We start from the raw sequence: 14224 nt of genomic DNA on the forward strand, positions 1-14224 counted from the left end.
AATAAGTTACTAGGAGGTGCAAGGCGATTGAAAAAAAGATCACAGAAAGCAGCAGCTCTGATTCTGACAGGGGTACTGGCATTGAGCAGCACGGTTACCTGGGGATGGAATGTTAAAGCTGCGGGAAATATGCCGTATATCCCTACCCCTGTCCTGGGTGTTGCCGGCAATTTTAACGCATTTATTTTTGGAGATTTCACGCAATCTTACGATCAGATTCATGGAAGGCTCGCGGCTGAAGGAAATATTACGTTGCAGGGGTACGGTGTTTCCAAGGATGCGCCCGGCGGGGATGTGCTGGTTGCCGGCAAAAATCTCACTCTAACAGACGGAACTATATACGGAGCAGCTGTATACGGAGGCACTATAACCAGCATACGGGCGGATCTCAAGGAGACTCCCCGCCAAGGGACGCCGATTGATTTTGCGGCCGAGGAACAGTTTTTGGCCCGGCGTTCGGATGAATTGGCCGCATTGACGCAGACACAGCCTTTTGTAAAAGAATATGGAAAAATCACTATTAACGCTCCGGATGCCTATAATGTCATTCATCTGGCCGCTGCTGATTTGGCTGACGCCAACGGGCTGCAGTTCAACATAGCAGGTGATGCCACCGTCATTATTAATGTGGGCGGAAGCGCTGTGAAGATTCCCAATTTTCAATTCTGGGGAGGCAAACCCCGCAAGGTCCTGTTCAATTTCTATGAGGCTGCTTCTGTGAATATCGGGAACACGACAATCGAGGGCACGATATTGGCTCCTCATGCCAGTGTCTTTTATGATCATGCAGAGCTTCATGGCACACTGATCGCAAAAGCGTTCAGCGGTTATGTGCAGATGCACCACTATCCGTATGAAGGCTCCGAACCGCCTGCAACGCCGACGCCGACGCCGAGCGCAACGGCGACACCGACGCCGAGCGCAACGGCGGTGCCAACGCCGAGCGCAACGGCGACACTGACGCCGAGTGCAACGGTGACGCCAACGCCGAGTGCGACGGCGACACCAACGCCGAGCGCAACGGCGACACCGACAGCAGTCGTAACGCCGACGCCAACAGCAGTCGTAACGCCAACGCCAACAGCAGTCGTAACGCCGACGCCGACAGCAGTCGTAACACCAACGCCAACAGCAGTCGTAACGCCGACGCCGACAGCAGTCGTAACACCAACGCCGACAGCAGTCGTAACACCAACGCCGACAGCAGTCGTAACACCGACGCCGACAGCAGTCGTAACACCGACGCCGACAGCAGTCGTAACACCAACGCCAACAGCAGTCGTAACGCCGACGCCGACAGCAGTCGTAACACGGACACCGACGTCTAGCGCGTTACCGAGCGCCACTGCATCAGCGACGCCGACGCCGAGTACAGCACCAACACCTACAAGCGAAGTAACACCGGCGCCATCAACAGCAACGCCGACGCCAGACACTACAGTAATCTATGTTCCGGTAACGTTCCCGACGCCAACACCATCATTGGTAATCGGCACGATTGTGGATGATACCTTGATCGATGATGACCCATTACCTTTGGGGCCAGTGGCAACGGTCGCTCCAGTGCAGCCAACAGCGTCAATACAACCAACAGCCTCAATAGAGCCAACGCCAGCCCCTGCACCGGCCCCAACGGTAACACCGGAGCCGGAGGAAATAGTTATAACAGATGACGAAATTCCTGCTGGCAGCGTGGATACCCCCGATAAACTGCCGCAGACCGGGGAAGCAAGTCCATCGCCTTATTATATCGCAGGTCTGGGAATCGCTGGCTTGGGACTGCTGCTTAGCAGAACTGCAAGAAACAGCGGTAAACGCAAACGGTAAAAGAAGTATTTATAATGAAGGGATTATAGCGGATTAACCGAAGAGAGCGACTCTGCCCTTCAGCAGCATAACTAGCAAAAAGCAGGACTTCTTCAGCAATGGAGAAGCCCTGCTTTTTACTTTTTGGTCTGGATATCTTGGAAGCTTCAGAGGATATAGGCGGTGCAGGAGGAATGGGCTCCATCCGCGGACTGAAGCGGACAGAGGAGCACTAGCGTTGCATAAACACTGACATTAACCGCAATGACAATTGAATTTAGTGATTATTTTCACAATATATTCAGTCAAGAAGAAAATGAACGACCTTTCTTAAGCGTAGGTCATTGTCATCCATATTATTCCATAACACTCTTTATTTGTTGTTCTTGTTCTGCTCGATACCCGCTTTTTTCTGCTTCCGATCCACGATCCGTTTTTCGTTGACTGCTTTGGTGTAGGCTACTGGATGGTCGAGTGTCGGTGTTCTGCGCTTCGCCCCGGTCTTTCTTCGTCCTTTGGACGTTCGGGTCGGCCTTCGATTGAGCTCCTGGATGAATTCTTCCCACGTGTGCTCTTTGGCCGCATGAATTCGCAATCGTTTGAGGACTTCCCATTCTGTTTTCTCCGGCGCTTGCGTGTAACGAATGTACAGTGTCAGCGCATGGGCAATCAGAGAGAGGTACAAATGATTCCAGATTCCCTGCGGCTGGGTACTTTGCAAGCGAACCAACCGCAGATGCTGCTTCAGCCACTTAAAAAAGAGTTCGATCAGCCACCGGTGCTTGTATATCTCTGCGATATCTTCGGCGGAGGCCTCCCATTGCGTGGTCACAATTCGGTACAATCGTCCCTTTTCATCCGTAAATTCGACGAGACGAACGCGTTGCTCCATCGCCGTATATCCGCTCCCCATTTGGACGGTGGCGTCCCGCAGGATGCGGCTTCCTTCCGGAACGGGGTGCTCGTGGAGCACATTGGCTTGATGGTGGTCGGCGATGCGCATCACAAAATTCAGCCCACCTTCAATCCAGCGGTCCATCCGCTCGTAGCATACGTACCCGCGATCCAGGACATAGGTGACCTCTTCCTCGTGCAGCAACAGATCCGATCCTTCGTAGTCACTCACATTCCCCGTGGAAGGCACCATGTGCTGAACGAAGGTATGTTCCGGGGAAGTCACCGCGTACGAGACATGAATTTTAACGCCGCAGCGGTCCCGCGTCACCCGGGCCCAGTCAGACAAAAAGGCAGGAAGTTTCAAGCAACTGGCATCCACAAGAAGTAACCGCCCGACTCGCTGAAGCAGCCCGCTCGAGGCAGGACGGGACAGGTTTTTGATAAGATGGGTTAGGGCATAAAACAGATGTTCCAGCAAGGCCGTAGGCAACTGATTCATCCGCCGGCTGACCTGTGAAGCACTAATGCTTGGAAGCCCTAGGAGTTCCTGCAGATCAGGGGAAGCGTCGAGCTGCCACGCATACTCGCGGTAGGATTCCCAGCGCAAAAGATGAGCGGTTACCGAAAGCTGCAATAGTGCGAGGGTACGCAGCTTTTTTACCCCATAGTCCAAAGGGACGCAAGTGGGGGACAAGGTAGGCAATAAAGAAAGGCATTGACGAATGACGGTCATTTTAGGTATGTTATCCATGGTGAGTCTCCTTTTGTAAAGTTGGGGTTGGATAACGACCTACATCTTTACAATAGGGGATTTTTCAGTTTATGCCCATGAAAATAAAATAAAATTTCACATATATAGTTAATTTATCTAAATCAAATGTTGTGGGAGCTTTTATGCAACGCTAGTGACAGAGGAGCCCTTATTTTGCCGAAAATCTTGTTTTTTCAGCGGATACGGACTCAGGAGCCGTTATATCGTTCGATGGATCCCAAAATGAGGGGGAAAAGGACAAATAGAGTCATCTCAGTCCGTTGTCCTGCGGAAGAGACGAATTTTCCTTCAATAGCGGCTTTCCTGTCCGCAACGTCTGCGGACAGCTCGTGAAGGAAGCTCATCGTGTCCTCGGAGGGATCCAATCACAAACCGTAAGGTCAACAATGCATGTCCTAACCTTAGCTTCTGGGCAAGGGTTCTGCCCTTGTTCTCGTCTTCCAGGACTGATGAGCTAAAACAAAGGCACTTCTGCCGTTGTTTCTGCCTTCCCGGGCTGGCGAGCCCAAACAAAGGCACTTCTGCCTTTGTTTCTGCCTTTGTTTTCGCCGCCGCAGAATGCTGCCCGGACTTTCCCGGCATTTCCAACCGTTCCCCCGGCCATGTTATACTATGCTGAAAATCGGGCGGCGTGCAGGGCTTGCCCTGGAGTGGATTTCATTATGCCGAAAGAAAGGTGATATTGTTCATGTGGAGTGTTATTATACTTGCCGTTGTGATTATTGTGGCCGGCGGCTTGACTTATGCAGGGTTCTTTTTTTACGGAATCGCAATCAGGCGGGCACCCAAGGAGTTCCTGGCCAAAACCCCTGATCTCAAGGTGGACCCGCCCGTTGCCGGGCCTTCCTGGGGAGAAGGTGCGGACTGGGTATCCCGCCACAGCTTCAGGAAGATTGAGATTACTTCTGACGATGGGCTTACCCTGCGCGGTTATTATCTGCCGTCAGAGCGTGCCGCAGGGCGGACTGCTATCATAGCCCACGGCTATTCCGGGAAAGGCAAGGATATGGGGGCATACGCCAAAATCTACTACGAGACCTTGGGGTATCATGTGCTGCTTCCCGATGCCCGCGGACATGGCGACAGCACAGGGGAGTACATCGGGTTTGGCTGGCCGGAACGCCGGGATTACCTGAGATGGATTGAGTATATCCTTGCAGAGAGCGGGCCGGAGGCCCGGATTGTGCTGCATGGGGTATCCATGGGAGGAGCCACTGTGATGATGACTTCCGGAGAAGAGCTTCCCCCACAGGTCAAAGCCATTGTAGCCGACTGCGGTTATACCTCTGTCAAAGCGCAGCTGTCTTACCAGCTGTGGCGGATGTACCATCTGCCGAGTTTTCCTTTTGTCCATATGGCAAGCTTTATCACCCGGATCAAGGCAGGGTATTTCTTCGGAGAGGCCTCGGCGCTGAAGCAGGTCCGTAAAGCCCGCGTGCCCATACTGTTCATACATGGCGATGCCGACAAGTTCGTACCGTTCTATATGATGGATGAGCTGTATCAAGCGTGCAGGAGTCCCAAGGACCAGCTTGTGATCCACGGTGCCGGTCACGGCGTGGCTTATGATACGGATAAGGCAGCGTATGTAGGGAAGGTAACTGATTTTGTGACCCGGTACTTTCAAATATAAGAAAGTAGCCGTTTCTACTTGATTGATCCTGACAAAAGTCCCCTGAAACGTAGACGCGCCCGGTATCCGCAAACTGCGGTTACCGGGCGCTAATATGTTCCACACATGGTCTGCATTACTATCTACCAAATGCAGTTCCATGTCTTCTCCGTATATTTAATCCCCCGCCGTCCGTGAGCAAACGGGTGTCTTAATTCCTTGTTATTTCCAGCAGCCGTGTGGCGAGAATAATCCTTCCAAAACGACAAAAGCCCTACCTCTCTTTTGTCCTTACGGCTCCGTGGCCGCGCCAGTGTGAATCGGAAAACTATGTTCGAATTTAATCTCATAAAAAGGAAGAGTACTGCAAGAAAACGTAAGATTTTGTGTCCAAAATGCCGATAATAGATAAACGGGCAACGAATCGGCTTGACATCTTCTTGATGGGGATAATATATACAGTAAACAAATGTTCTTTAATTATAGCACGGGATGTAAAGAATTGCAAACAGTTAAGCTGTATGGGCAGGCTGGAAGCGGGGGATCTGATGAATTTATACGGAGGTTTTTTAAAAAAGCAAATTCGTAACTACATATTCGGCTCCGTAGTTGCCGTGCTTGCGGTGGGGAGCCTGATCCTGCTCTCTTCACTTGAAATAAGCACCATAGAGTATTTTCGGCTGCTGATCATACTGCTAATTTCGTTCGCCATTATGGCTGTCGTGGAAATCAGTGTCTTCATCCGGCAAATCCGGCCGATCCGGGCCGCACTTACGGAGCATAGACCCACACTTGCTAAGCTGGAAGAAGCCTACTTGCATACTCACCGGCTGCCGAAGCTTGCGGTGCAGCGGATATTGGGCCCGCATTTTCTGGGGCTGTCCCTGCCTGCGTCGGTCATGACCTATTGGATGATTCGTACGGGATTAATCAATCTCCCCTACTTCTACCTTGTGCTTGCGGTGGCCGGGGCCATCCTGGTAGCGTGTATGCATGCGTTGATAGAGTTTTTTCTGACCTCCTCGGCAATTATTCCACTAATTAAGAACTTCAGAAACCGGGCCTTGGAATTGCACATGGTTGATTTTTCTCTGGAGGGGCATGTGTTTGTGCCAATCCGTCCCAAATTCCTCATTACTTGTATGCTGATTGGCACCTTCCCGCTTGTGCTTTTCATTATGGCGACCCAGATCCGGCTGGAAACACTGGGGGAAGAGCGGCTGAGAGTATGCGGAGCTACTGGGAGTGGGCCGGGCTTGTGCTGCTGATCGGCACTCTTTTTCTTCCATAGCAGCCTGGCTGCTGACCCGGAGCGTGCAGCATCCAATCAACGAATTATACCGGGCGATGAACAATATCAAGGACGGACGGCTGCTGCAGGTGCAGGATGAATACTCGGATGAATTCTCGAAGCTTGTGGCCGGGTTTAATATGATGGTCCGCGGGCTGCAGGCCCGGGAACAGCAGAGCAGGCAGCTGCTCGACAGCTATTTCACCACCCTGGCCGTAGCGCTGGACGCCCGTGATCCGTATACAGCCGGGCACTCGCTGCGGGTAGCGGAATATTCGGTCATTATTGGCCAGCTCGCCGGGCTTACAGGACAGCAGCTCGATAATCTGCGCAAATCGGCCCTGCTGCATGATATCGGCAAAATCGGTGTGCGGGACAGCGTGCTTTTTAAGGAGGAGGAGCTTACGGAGGAGGAGTTCGACCAGATCAAAAGTCATCCCGTCCTAGGAGAAAATATTCTGCGGCAGATTGAGCCTGAAGAGAAAATGGCGCCTTACCTGGGCGGAGTCCGTTCCCATCACGAACGTTATGACGGCAAGGGATATCCCGACGGCTTGGCCGGAACGGCCATTCCCCTGCATGGCCGGATTATCGCCGTGGCCGACGCCTATGATGCCATGACCTCGGACCGGCCTTACCGCAAAGGAATGGACCATGACCGGGCGCTCGCTATTCTGGAGCAGGGAAGAGGCACTCAGTGGGACCCTGAATTTGCCGGATTGTTCCTGGCCTACTTCGGAAAAACGGGTAAATCCGATAAAACGGATTATCCGGGCCGGGCAGGATAGCAGGGCAATGAATGCGGGGATGTACAGCGGCTTTATCCTTATATTTCTTATTAAAGCGGATGCCATCCAGTTAATATTCGGTATCCGCTTCTGCTTGCGTGCCTATTTTGTGAACTGCCGCCTAAAACCGACAAATCCCGAGCACATTCATTGAAGGATTGCAGGCGGACCGTTATAATTAATAAGTCTGGATTTTAATTAAAAAATAAGGAGATCATTATGAAACGCGCAGATGTGCTGCTGATTTCCATCGTGCTCATTGCCGCGCTCGCTTTTATCGTACCGAGATGGCTCTCGAACGATAACGACAAGGCGGGACCGGACAATAATCTTGTAGCCAATATAACGGTGGATGGCAAGCTGTATAAGACAGTGAAGCTTACAAAAGAGGAACAAACCATTGATGTCCGCACGGAGCGCGGTTATAACATTTTGAAGGTGCATGATTACGGGATTGAAATGTACGATGCAGACTGCCCTGACAAGGTATGCCTGGGCTTTGGCCATATTACCCGTCCCAAGCAGACCATTGTGTGCCTGCCGCACCGGGTGTTAGTAGAAATAGCAGGCGCGGTGCCGGGGGAGGATGATATAGATGCCTATGTCCAGTAGTGAATCGGCAACAGCTCTGAAACGGACGGTGATTGTGGCGATTTTTGCCGCAGTGGCTGTAGTGCTCAGTCTGGTGGAAGCTCAGATCCCGCTGGTCGGGGTCGGGCTGATGCCTGGGGCTAAGCTTGGCTTTGCCAACATTATGATTTTGACTTGTATTTTCTTTTTACGGGGCCGGGACGCCTTTGTCCTTGTTATTCTGAAGACATTGCTTACCGCATTCCTGCTCGGCACCTTTTCCAGTCTGCTCTTCAGCCTGTTCGGCTCCCTTCTCAGCTTTGTAGTGATGTTCCTGCTGGTGAAATGGGGGGGCAAGAAATTCAGTGTGATCGGAATCAGTATCGCCGGCGGATTGGCCCATAACACCGGGCAATTGTTCGCGGCAGCCATAGTCTTTGAATCCACGAGTATTTTCTACTACCTGCCGGTGCTGCTTATTACCGGAATCGTGACGGGGATTGCCGTCGGCTATGCGGTCCGCTATCTGGTAGCGTCGCTGTCCAAAATATCGCTGTTTGAAGAGTTTTTGGGCTGAGCCGAATCATCAGCGGAAGGATGACTAACATGAGTGAAGCATATCAAGAGGCGGGGGCCGCAGAAGAGGTGCCGGCTGTGATTAAGCTGGACGGTGTATCCTTCGGCTACGATCCGGAGCATCCCATTCTTCATAATATCTCTTTATCCATTCCCCAGGGAGAGTGGGTTAGCATAGTTGGGCCCAACGGCTGCGGCAAGTCCACACTGGTCAAGCTGATGAATGCCCTGCTGCCGAAAAGCGGCGGCGAAATCACTGTTTGCGGCCATCAGCTGGGAGAGGAAACGATCGGAGCCATCCGGCAGTGCATTGGCATGGTATTTCAGAATCCCGATAATCAATTTATCGGGGCAACGGTTGAAGAAGATATATTGTTTGGCCTGGAAGGGCTGTGTTTGCCTTATGCCGAGATGGAGGAACGCCTGCGTGCCTATACCGTGAAGCTGGGGATTGAGGCGCTGCTGTCCAAGCATCCGGGCGAGCTGTCAGGCGGACAGAAGCAGCGCGTAGCTATTGCATCCATTCTAGCCATGAAGCCAGGCATCGTCATCTTTGACGAGGCCTCTTCCATGTTGGATGAGGCGAGCCGCGATGAGCTGCTGCGCATTTTGCAGGGGATGCGGGCGGAAGGGCAGTATACCATCCTGATGATTACGCATGATGCTGACGAGATTCTGGCTTCAGACCGGGTGCTCGCCCTGCATGGCGGCGGTCTTGCCGCTGATACGACCCCCCAGGTGCTGTTCCGGGATAGAGGGCTTCTGGAAAAATGCCATCTGCTGGAGCCGTATCCTTGGCGCCTTGCCCGTGAATTGCAAACCCGGGGAATCAGGGTGGATGTTCCCGCCAGTGAAAAGGAGCTTATCGATACATTATGGCCATACAACTACAGCAAGTAAGCTATACCTACGCCGAAAACAGCCTGTGGAAGCAGACGGCGCTGCATGAGATCACCCTCGGCATTCCCAAAGGCTCGCTGACCGGGATCGCGGGTGCGACAGGCTCCGGCAAGTCTACGCTGCTGCAGCTGTTCAATGGCATTCTGAAGCCTACACAGGGCACGGTGCAGGTGCTGGATGTAACTATCCGCGCTGGTGAAAAGTCGCCGAAGCTGCTCCCGCTGCGCCGCCGGGTCGGACTGGTCTTTCAATTTCCGGAGCAGCAGATGTTCGAGGATACGGTAGAAAAGGATCTGTGCTTCGGACCGCTCAATTTCGGCATGAGCCCGGAGGAAGCCAAGGAGCGGGCGCGCCAGGCCATGCTCGAAATGGGCCTGGACCTCGGCCTGCTCACGCGCAATCCATTCCGGTTAAGCGGAGGGCAGATGCGCAAGGCGGCCATCGCCTCGGTGCTTGCTATGGACCCGGAGATCGTTGTGCTGGATGAGCCGACCGCCACACTGGACCCGGTCAGCCGGGCTGAGCTGATCTCACAACTGGAGCGTCTCTGCCGTGAACAGGGGCGGACGATTATTATCGTAACCCACCGGATGGACGAACTGCTGCCTTATGCCGACCGCTGGGTTCTGCTGAAGGACGGGAAGATTGCTTTTCAGGGCAGCGGCGGGGAGCTGGCGGAAGAGCCGGACATTCTTGCACGCTGCGGCCTCGGCGTTCCGCATTCCCTCCGGTACTGGCGCGGCATTGCCGACCGTTTCGGGCTTGCAGGAGAGAAGCCGCGGCTTACGCCTGAGAGCCTTGCCGAGCTGATCGCTTCCCTGCCGGGGGCAGGCGCTGCGGGCAGACCGGAAGAAGGGGGGATGCCCATGAATGAGCGGCTGCTGCTGGGACGCAGTATTGAGACCGGCTCATGGGTGCATAAGCTGGATGCACGTTCCAAGCTTACGGGGATGCTGCTGTATGTAGCTGTAATTCTGCTGTCGGATTCATGGCCCTCCATGGCGCTGCTGGCTGTATTTTCGATTGCGGTCATGGCTTCAACGCGTATTCCGCTAAAGTATTTCATCAAAGCGGCCAAGCCTTTGCGCTATCTGATGCTGTTCATCTTCATCGTGCAGCTTCTGTCGGTCAAAGCGGGGAATGTGCTGTGGTCCGCCGGCTCCTTCTCGCTGCATGAGGGCGGTTTGCGCCTGGCATCCTTTTCTGTGATCCGCATGCTGTTTCTGATCACGTTCACAGCGCTGCTAACCTTTACCACAACGCCGGGGAAGCTGAACCAGGGACTGGAGGGAATCCTGTCGCCATTCAAGAAATTCGGACTGTCGCCGGACCGGATTACGCTGATGATCAGCATCGCCCTGCGGTTCATTCCTACGATTCTGGATGAATCGCAGATTATTATGAAAGCCCAGGCCTCCCGCGGGGCCGATCTGCAGGAGCTGCCTCTCAAAGAGAAAGCGCGGATGCTGGTGTCCCTGCTTGTGCCGGTGATCTCCAGCGCCTTCCGGCGGGCTCAGGACCTGGTCTATTCCATGGAAGCCAGAGGCTTCCGCATGGATGCCCCGCGCAGCCGGTATCACCGCCTGAGGTGGGGCGCTGCCGATACTGTTTTTGTCGCTATGTTCGTCATCATGGGAGTTGCAGTTGCATTATTGTAATATTTTAGGGGGAATAGGCAATGGCAAGATTTTTTAACGGTAAAGAAATTGAACTGCTCGCGCCTGCGGGAACGTTCGATATTTTCCAGGCAGTCGTGGAGTCGGGCTGTGATGCAGTGTATTTTGGCGGTCCTGTACTTAATATGAGAATGATGCGCAAAGGCTATAATCTATCGCATGAAGAAATTATTGAAGCCCTTGCTATGGCCCATAAACTGGATAAAAAAGTATATGTCACCGTAAACAATCTTTTCAGCGAAGACGATGTGGAGGAAGCCAGAGCTTACCTGCAGTTTCTGGACGAGGCCCGTCCGGATGCACTGATCGTTCAGGATATGGCCGTGCTGGAGCTGATCCGTGAGATGGGGCTTACTGTTCCTGTCCACGCTTCAGTCATGATGAATGTGCACAATCTGGAGATGATTTATGCTCTGCGCGATCTTGGAGTAAGCCGGGTGGTGACTTCGCGGGAAATGGATCTGCAGACGGCCAAGCTGCTGGGTCAGAAGAGCGGCATGGAGCTGGAATACTTCGTTCATGGCGATATGTGCTCTGTGCACGGGGCGAACTGCTACTTCAGCTCCCAGGTCTTCGGCATGAGCAGCAACCGGGGCAAATGTATGAAGCCTTGCCGGTGGGATTACCGGATTAAACGTGACGGGTATGTGTTCCCGGCGGAATATCCGCTGGCCGTCAAGGATATGTTCATGTATGAGAATCTTCCGGAGCTGATCGAATCGGGGATTACCTCGTTTAAAATCGAAGGCCGGATGCGCGATAAGGAATTCATGGTCTCGCTGGTGAACAGCTACAGTGATGCGATTGACCGTTATATCGAAGATCCTATCGGCTTTGACCGCACAGTGGACTCCAAGGAGCTGTACAAAAACCGCAAACGTGATTTCTCCACTGCCTACGCTTTTGGCAAACCGGGTCTGGCGAATATTAACCGCCGTTACGAAGGTACAGGCAAGTTCTACAGCACTGGCAAGGTATTCAGTACACCGACAGCAGAGCGGGAACTATCTGAGGCACGTGTGCTGGAGCTGCGCGAACGTCTGGCCCGGGCAGGGAAAGCACCGGAAGCAAAACCGGAACTGGCTGTGCGTGTAAACAACATGGCGCAAGCCCGGCTGGTCATCGAAATGGGCGCGGACAGTCTGTATCTGCCAGGAGATGTATTTGAACCGGACCGGCCGTTTACGAAGCAGGATATTAAGGAACTTGGAGCAATTAAAGGGCAGACCAAGCTGTATCTCGGATTGCCGCGGATGATGACAGAGCTGCATTTTAACCAGTATGATCATTTGCTGAACGGAGAGCGGCTGCCCATTGACGGGCTGATGATTACTAATCTGGGAGCGATTCGGCGCTACAGAGCGGCGGGATATCCAATGATTGGCGATGTTAACTTGAATGTCTATAATCACCTGTCTGCAGGACTGTATGCCGGATTGGGGCTGGAAAAGCTTACGGTGTCGCCGGAGATGACGATGGAGCATTTTGCCGCCTTTACTGCGCGTTGTGATCTGCCGCTGGAGGTGGTTGTCCACGGGACACCGGCGCTGATGTACATGGAGCATGATCTTTACGAAAATACCGAGGTGATGGAGCCTATCGCCGAAGAGGATAACCGCTATGTCAGCAACGATGTGCTGGTGCTCAAAACCGACAAAGGCGAAAACCCGGTCTACCGCGATCAATACGGCCGCTGCCATCTGCTCTTCTCCAAAGAACTCTGCTACTTGCCTATGCTGAAAGAAATGAGCGGACTGGGCATTGCCAGCTTCCGGATCGAAGGCGCCACATACAGCACGGAAGAGCTGCGGGCAATCATTGCTGCCTATCAGGCTGCCTTGGGCGGTACAAATCCGCAGGAGGATTTACTCGGCGGGCTTACGCCTGTCTATGCCGGTTATACGCTAGGCTCTTTGCAGTTCAATTAATATATTTCAATTTTAAAATATCAAGCTGGAGCGTATAATAACAGTAAGTGGTAGATTAATAAGTTATTTTTTTCACAAGATATGCCTGAAAGAGAGGGAACCCATCATGAAGCAAGAAGAGACGGTCATCGGGAGAACAGCGGTTGCCGCCAAAAGAAAAGATTATTTCTATCCCTGCACCGCACACTTTTACCGCGATGCGCCGCAGCTCGTGCGCGGAAGCATGCAGTTTGTGTACGATGAGCACGGCAAGCAATATACTGACTTTTTTGCCGGAGTATCGGTTGTCGCCTGCGGGCATTGCAACCCGGTGATTACGGCGCGTACAATTGCGCAGCTTCAGCAGCTCCAGCATACCTCAACGGTCTATCTTACGCAGCCCAATGTGGACTTGGCCGAGCGGCTGGAGGAGGTGCTGCCGGGGAAGCTGCGCCGCAGCTTCTTCGTCAACAGCGGCTCCGAGGCCAATGAAGGGGCGCTGCTGCTGGCCAGAATGCATACCGGACGCAAAGGCTTCATTGCCCTGGAGAGCGGGCTGCACGGACGCACCAATCTGACAATGAGTGTTACCGGACTGCAGATGTGGAGAACGGATCAATACCTGGATGAAGATGTAACGTTTATTGAGCGTCCTTATGATCCAAAGCTTACGCTGGATGAAGCTGCAGCCGTTTCTCTAAAGAGCCTGGAACGGGTGCTGAAGGAGAAGGGCGACACGATTGCGGCCATGATTGTAGAGCCGATTCAAGGAAATGGCGGCATGATTATGCCTGCCCCTGCGTATTTCCGCGAAGTCAAAACGCTGCTGGAGCAGTACGGCGTGCTGCTGATTGACGACGAGATACAGACGGGCTACGGCCGGACGGGAGCGATGTTCGCCATGGAGCATTTTGGCGTTGTGCCGGATATTATCAGCATGGCCAAAGCGCTGGGCAATGGGGTTCCGGTAGCTGCTTTTGCAACAACGGATGAAATTGCGGCGTCGCTGAACCGGCCTTCGGCTTCGACGTTCGGGGGCAACCCTGTATCGGCGGCTACAGCACTTGCGGTACTGGATTATATCCGTGACGAACATCTGCCGGAGCGTGCGGCTGAGCTTGGTTCGCGCCTGAAGAAAGGCCTTGAATCGCTTCAGGAACGTTATCCGGGAATGATCACTGATGTGCGCGGAACCGGCCTGATGCTGGGCGCAGAACTGGCGGGTGCGGACGCTGCCGGATCAGCTGAACTGACCGATAATGTGCTCGAAGCGATGAAGGACCGCGGTTATCTGATCGGCAAAAACGGCGTAGGCCGCAACGTCCTGGCCTTCCAGCCGCCGCTGGTTATTACCGCTGAAGATGTCGACGGGATGCTTGCTGTTTTGAATGAAGTGCTGCTGCAGGTTTCCACAGAAAAGGAAGAATAA

Annotated in this window: 11 protein-coding genes; 10 read left to right on the plus strand and 1 reads right to left on the minus strand. The window is 53.3% G+C overall.

Going from position 1 to position 14224, the window contains the following annotated elements:
- Nucleotides 1–27 precede the first annotated feature (27 nt).
- Nucleotides 28–1827, plus strand: coding sequence for a choice-of-anchor A family protein (locus tag JI735_RS11470; RefSeq protein ID WP_202677398.1), 1800 nt, complete (start codon nt 28–30; stop codon nt 1825–1827).
- Between the two features lie 352 nt (nt 1828–2179).
- On the opposite strand, the gene JI735_RS11475 is transcribed toward JI735_RS11470, so the two are convergent.
- Entirely contained in the window at nt 2180–3454 is a 1275-nt protein-coding gene (locus tag JI735_RS11475; RefSeq protein WP_202676497.1) for an IS4 family transposase, read from the minus strand.
- A 709-nt stretch (nt 3455–4163) separates the two neighbouring features.
- Here JI735_RS11475 and JI735_RS11480 point away from each other — a divergent pair.
- The 9 genes from JI735_RS11480 to JI735_RS11515 all read left to right on the plus strand — a co-directional run bounded on the left by JI735_RS11480 (nt 4164) and on the right by JI735_RS11515 (nt 14224).
- Nucleotides 4164–5108: an alpha/beta hydrolase gene (locus JI735_RS11480; RefSeq protein WP_039835591.1), complete on the plus strand. Its 945-nt coding sequence runs from the start codon at nt 4164–4166 to the stop codon at nt 5106–5108.
- Between the two features lie 527 nt (nt 5109–5635).
- Entirely contained in the window at nt 5636–6355 is a 720-nt protein-coding gene (locus JI735_RS35580; protein WP_233476351.1) for a hypothetical protein, read from the plus strand.
- Nucleotides 6356–6434: 79 nt separating this feature from the next.
- Nucleotides 6435–7166, plus strand: a complete 732-nt coding sequence (locus tag JI735_RS35585; RefSeq protein WP_233476352.1) for an HD-GYP domain-containing protein — start codon at nt 6435–6437, stop codon at nt 7164–7166.
- Nucleotides 7167–7385: 219 nt separating this feature from the next.
- Complete coding sequence (locus JI735_RS11490) at nt 7386–7778, plus strand: NusG domain II-containing protein (RefSeq protein ID WP_039835594.1); 393 nt, start codon at nt 7386–7388, stop codon at nt 7776–7778.
- Nucleotides 7762–8313 carry a Gx transporter family protein gene (locus JI735_RS11495; protein WP_039835595.1) on the plus strand — a complete coding sequence of 184 codons (552 nt, stop codon included), beginning with the start codon at nt 7762–7764 and terminating at the stop codon, nt 8311–8313. The genes JI735_RS11490 and JI735_RS11495 overlap by 17 nt, the downstream gene beginning before the upstream one ends.
- Before the next feature lie 29 nt (nt 8314–8342).
- Nucleotides 8343–9212, plus strand: coding sequence for an ATP-binding cassette domain-containing protein (locus JI735_RS11500; protein ID WP_039835596.1), 870 nt, complete (start codon nt 8343–8345; stop codon nt 9210–9212).
- On the plus strand, nt 9188–10870 hold the full coding sequence (locus tag JI735_RS37290; RefSeq protein ID WP_202677399.1) for a CbiQ family ECF transporter T component: 1683 nt from the start codon (nt 9188–9190) through the stop codon (nt 10868–10870). The genes JI735_RS11500 and JI735_RS37290 overlap by 25 nt, the downstream gene beginning before the upstream one ends.
- Before the next feature lie 20 nt (nt 10871–10890).
- A complete protein-coding gene (locus tag JI735_RS11510) occupies nt 10891–12816 on the plus strand; it encodes a peptidase U32 family protein (RefSeq protein WP_039835599.1) in 1926 nt (641 codons plus the stop codon).
- Nucleotides 12817–12922: 106 nt separating this feature from the next.
- Nucleotides 12923–14224 carry an aspartate aminotransferase family protein gene (locus JI735_RS11515; RefSeq protein WP_039835600.1) on the plus strand — a complete coding sequence of 434 codons (1302 nt, stop codon included), beginning with the start codon at nt 12923–12925 and terminating at the stop codon, nt 14222–14224.

It is taken from the genome of Paenibacillus sonchi, assembly GCF_016772475.1.
Lineage (GTDB): Bacteria > Bacillota > Bacilli > Paenibacillales > Paenibacillaceae > Paenibacillus_AQ > Paenibacillus_AQ sonchi.

Coding starts and splice junctions, on each gene's coding strand:
- JI735_RS11475 (WP_202676497.1), bottom strand. CDS start 3,454: ATGGATAACATACCTAAAATGACCGTCATTCGTCAATGCCTTTCTTTA.
- JI735_RS11480 (WP_039835591.1), top strand. CDS start 4,164: ATGTGGAGTGTTATTATACTTGCCGTTGTGATTATTGTGGCCGGCGGC.
- JI735_RS35580 (WP_233476351.1), top strand. CDS start 5,636: ATGAATTTATACGGAGGTTTTTTAAAAAAGCAAATTCGTAACTACATA.
- JI735_RS35585 (WP_233476352.1), top strand. CDS start 6,435: ATGAACAATATCAAGGACGGACGGCTGCTGCAGGTGCAGGATGAATAC.
- JI735_RS11490 (WP_039835594.1), top strand. CDS start 7,386: ATGAAACGCGCAGATGTGCTGCTGATTTCCATCGTGCTCATTGCCGCG.
- JI735_RS11495 (WP_039835595.1), top strand. CDS start 7,762: ATGCCTATGTCCAGTAGTGAATCGGCAACAGCTCTGAAACGGACGGTG.
- JI735_RS11500 (WP_039835596.1), top strand. CDS start 8,343: ATGAGTGAAGCATATCAAGAGGCGGGGGCCGCAGAAGAGGTGCCGGCT.
- JI735_RS37290 (WP_202677399.1), top strand. CDS start 9,188: ATGGCCATACAACTACAGCAAGTAAGCTATACCTACGCCGAAAACAGC.
- JI735_RS11510 (WP_039835599.1), top strand. CDS start 10,891: ATGGCAAGATTTTTTAACGGTAAAGAAATTGAACTGCTCGCGCCTGCG.
- JI735_RS11515 (WP_039835600.1), top strand. CDS start 12,923: ATGAAGCAAGAAGAGACGGTCATCGGGAGAACAGCGGTTGCCGCCAAA.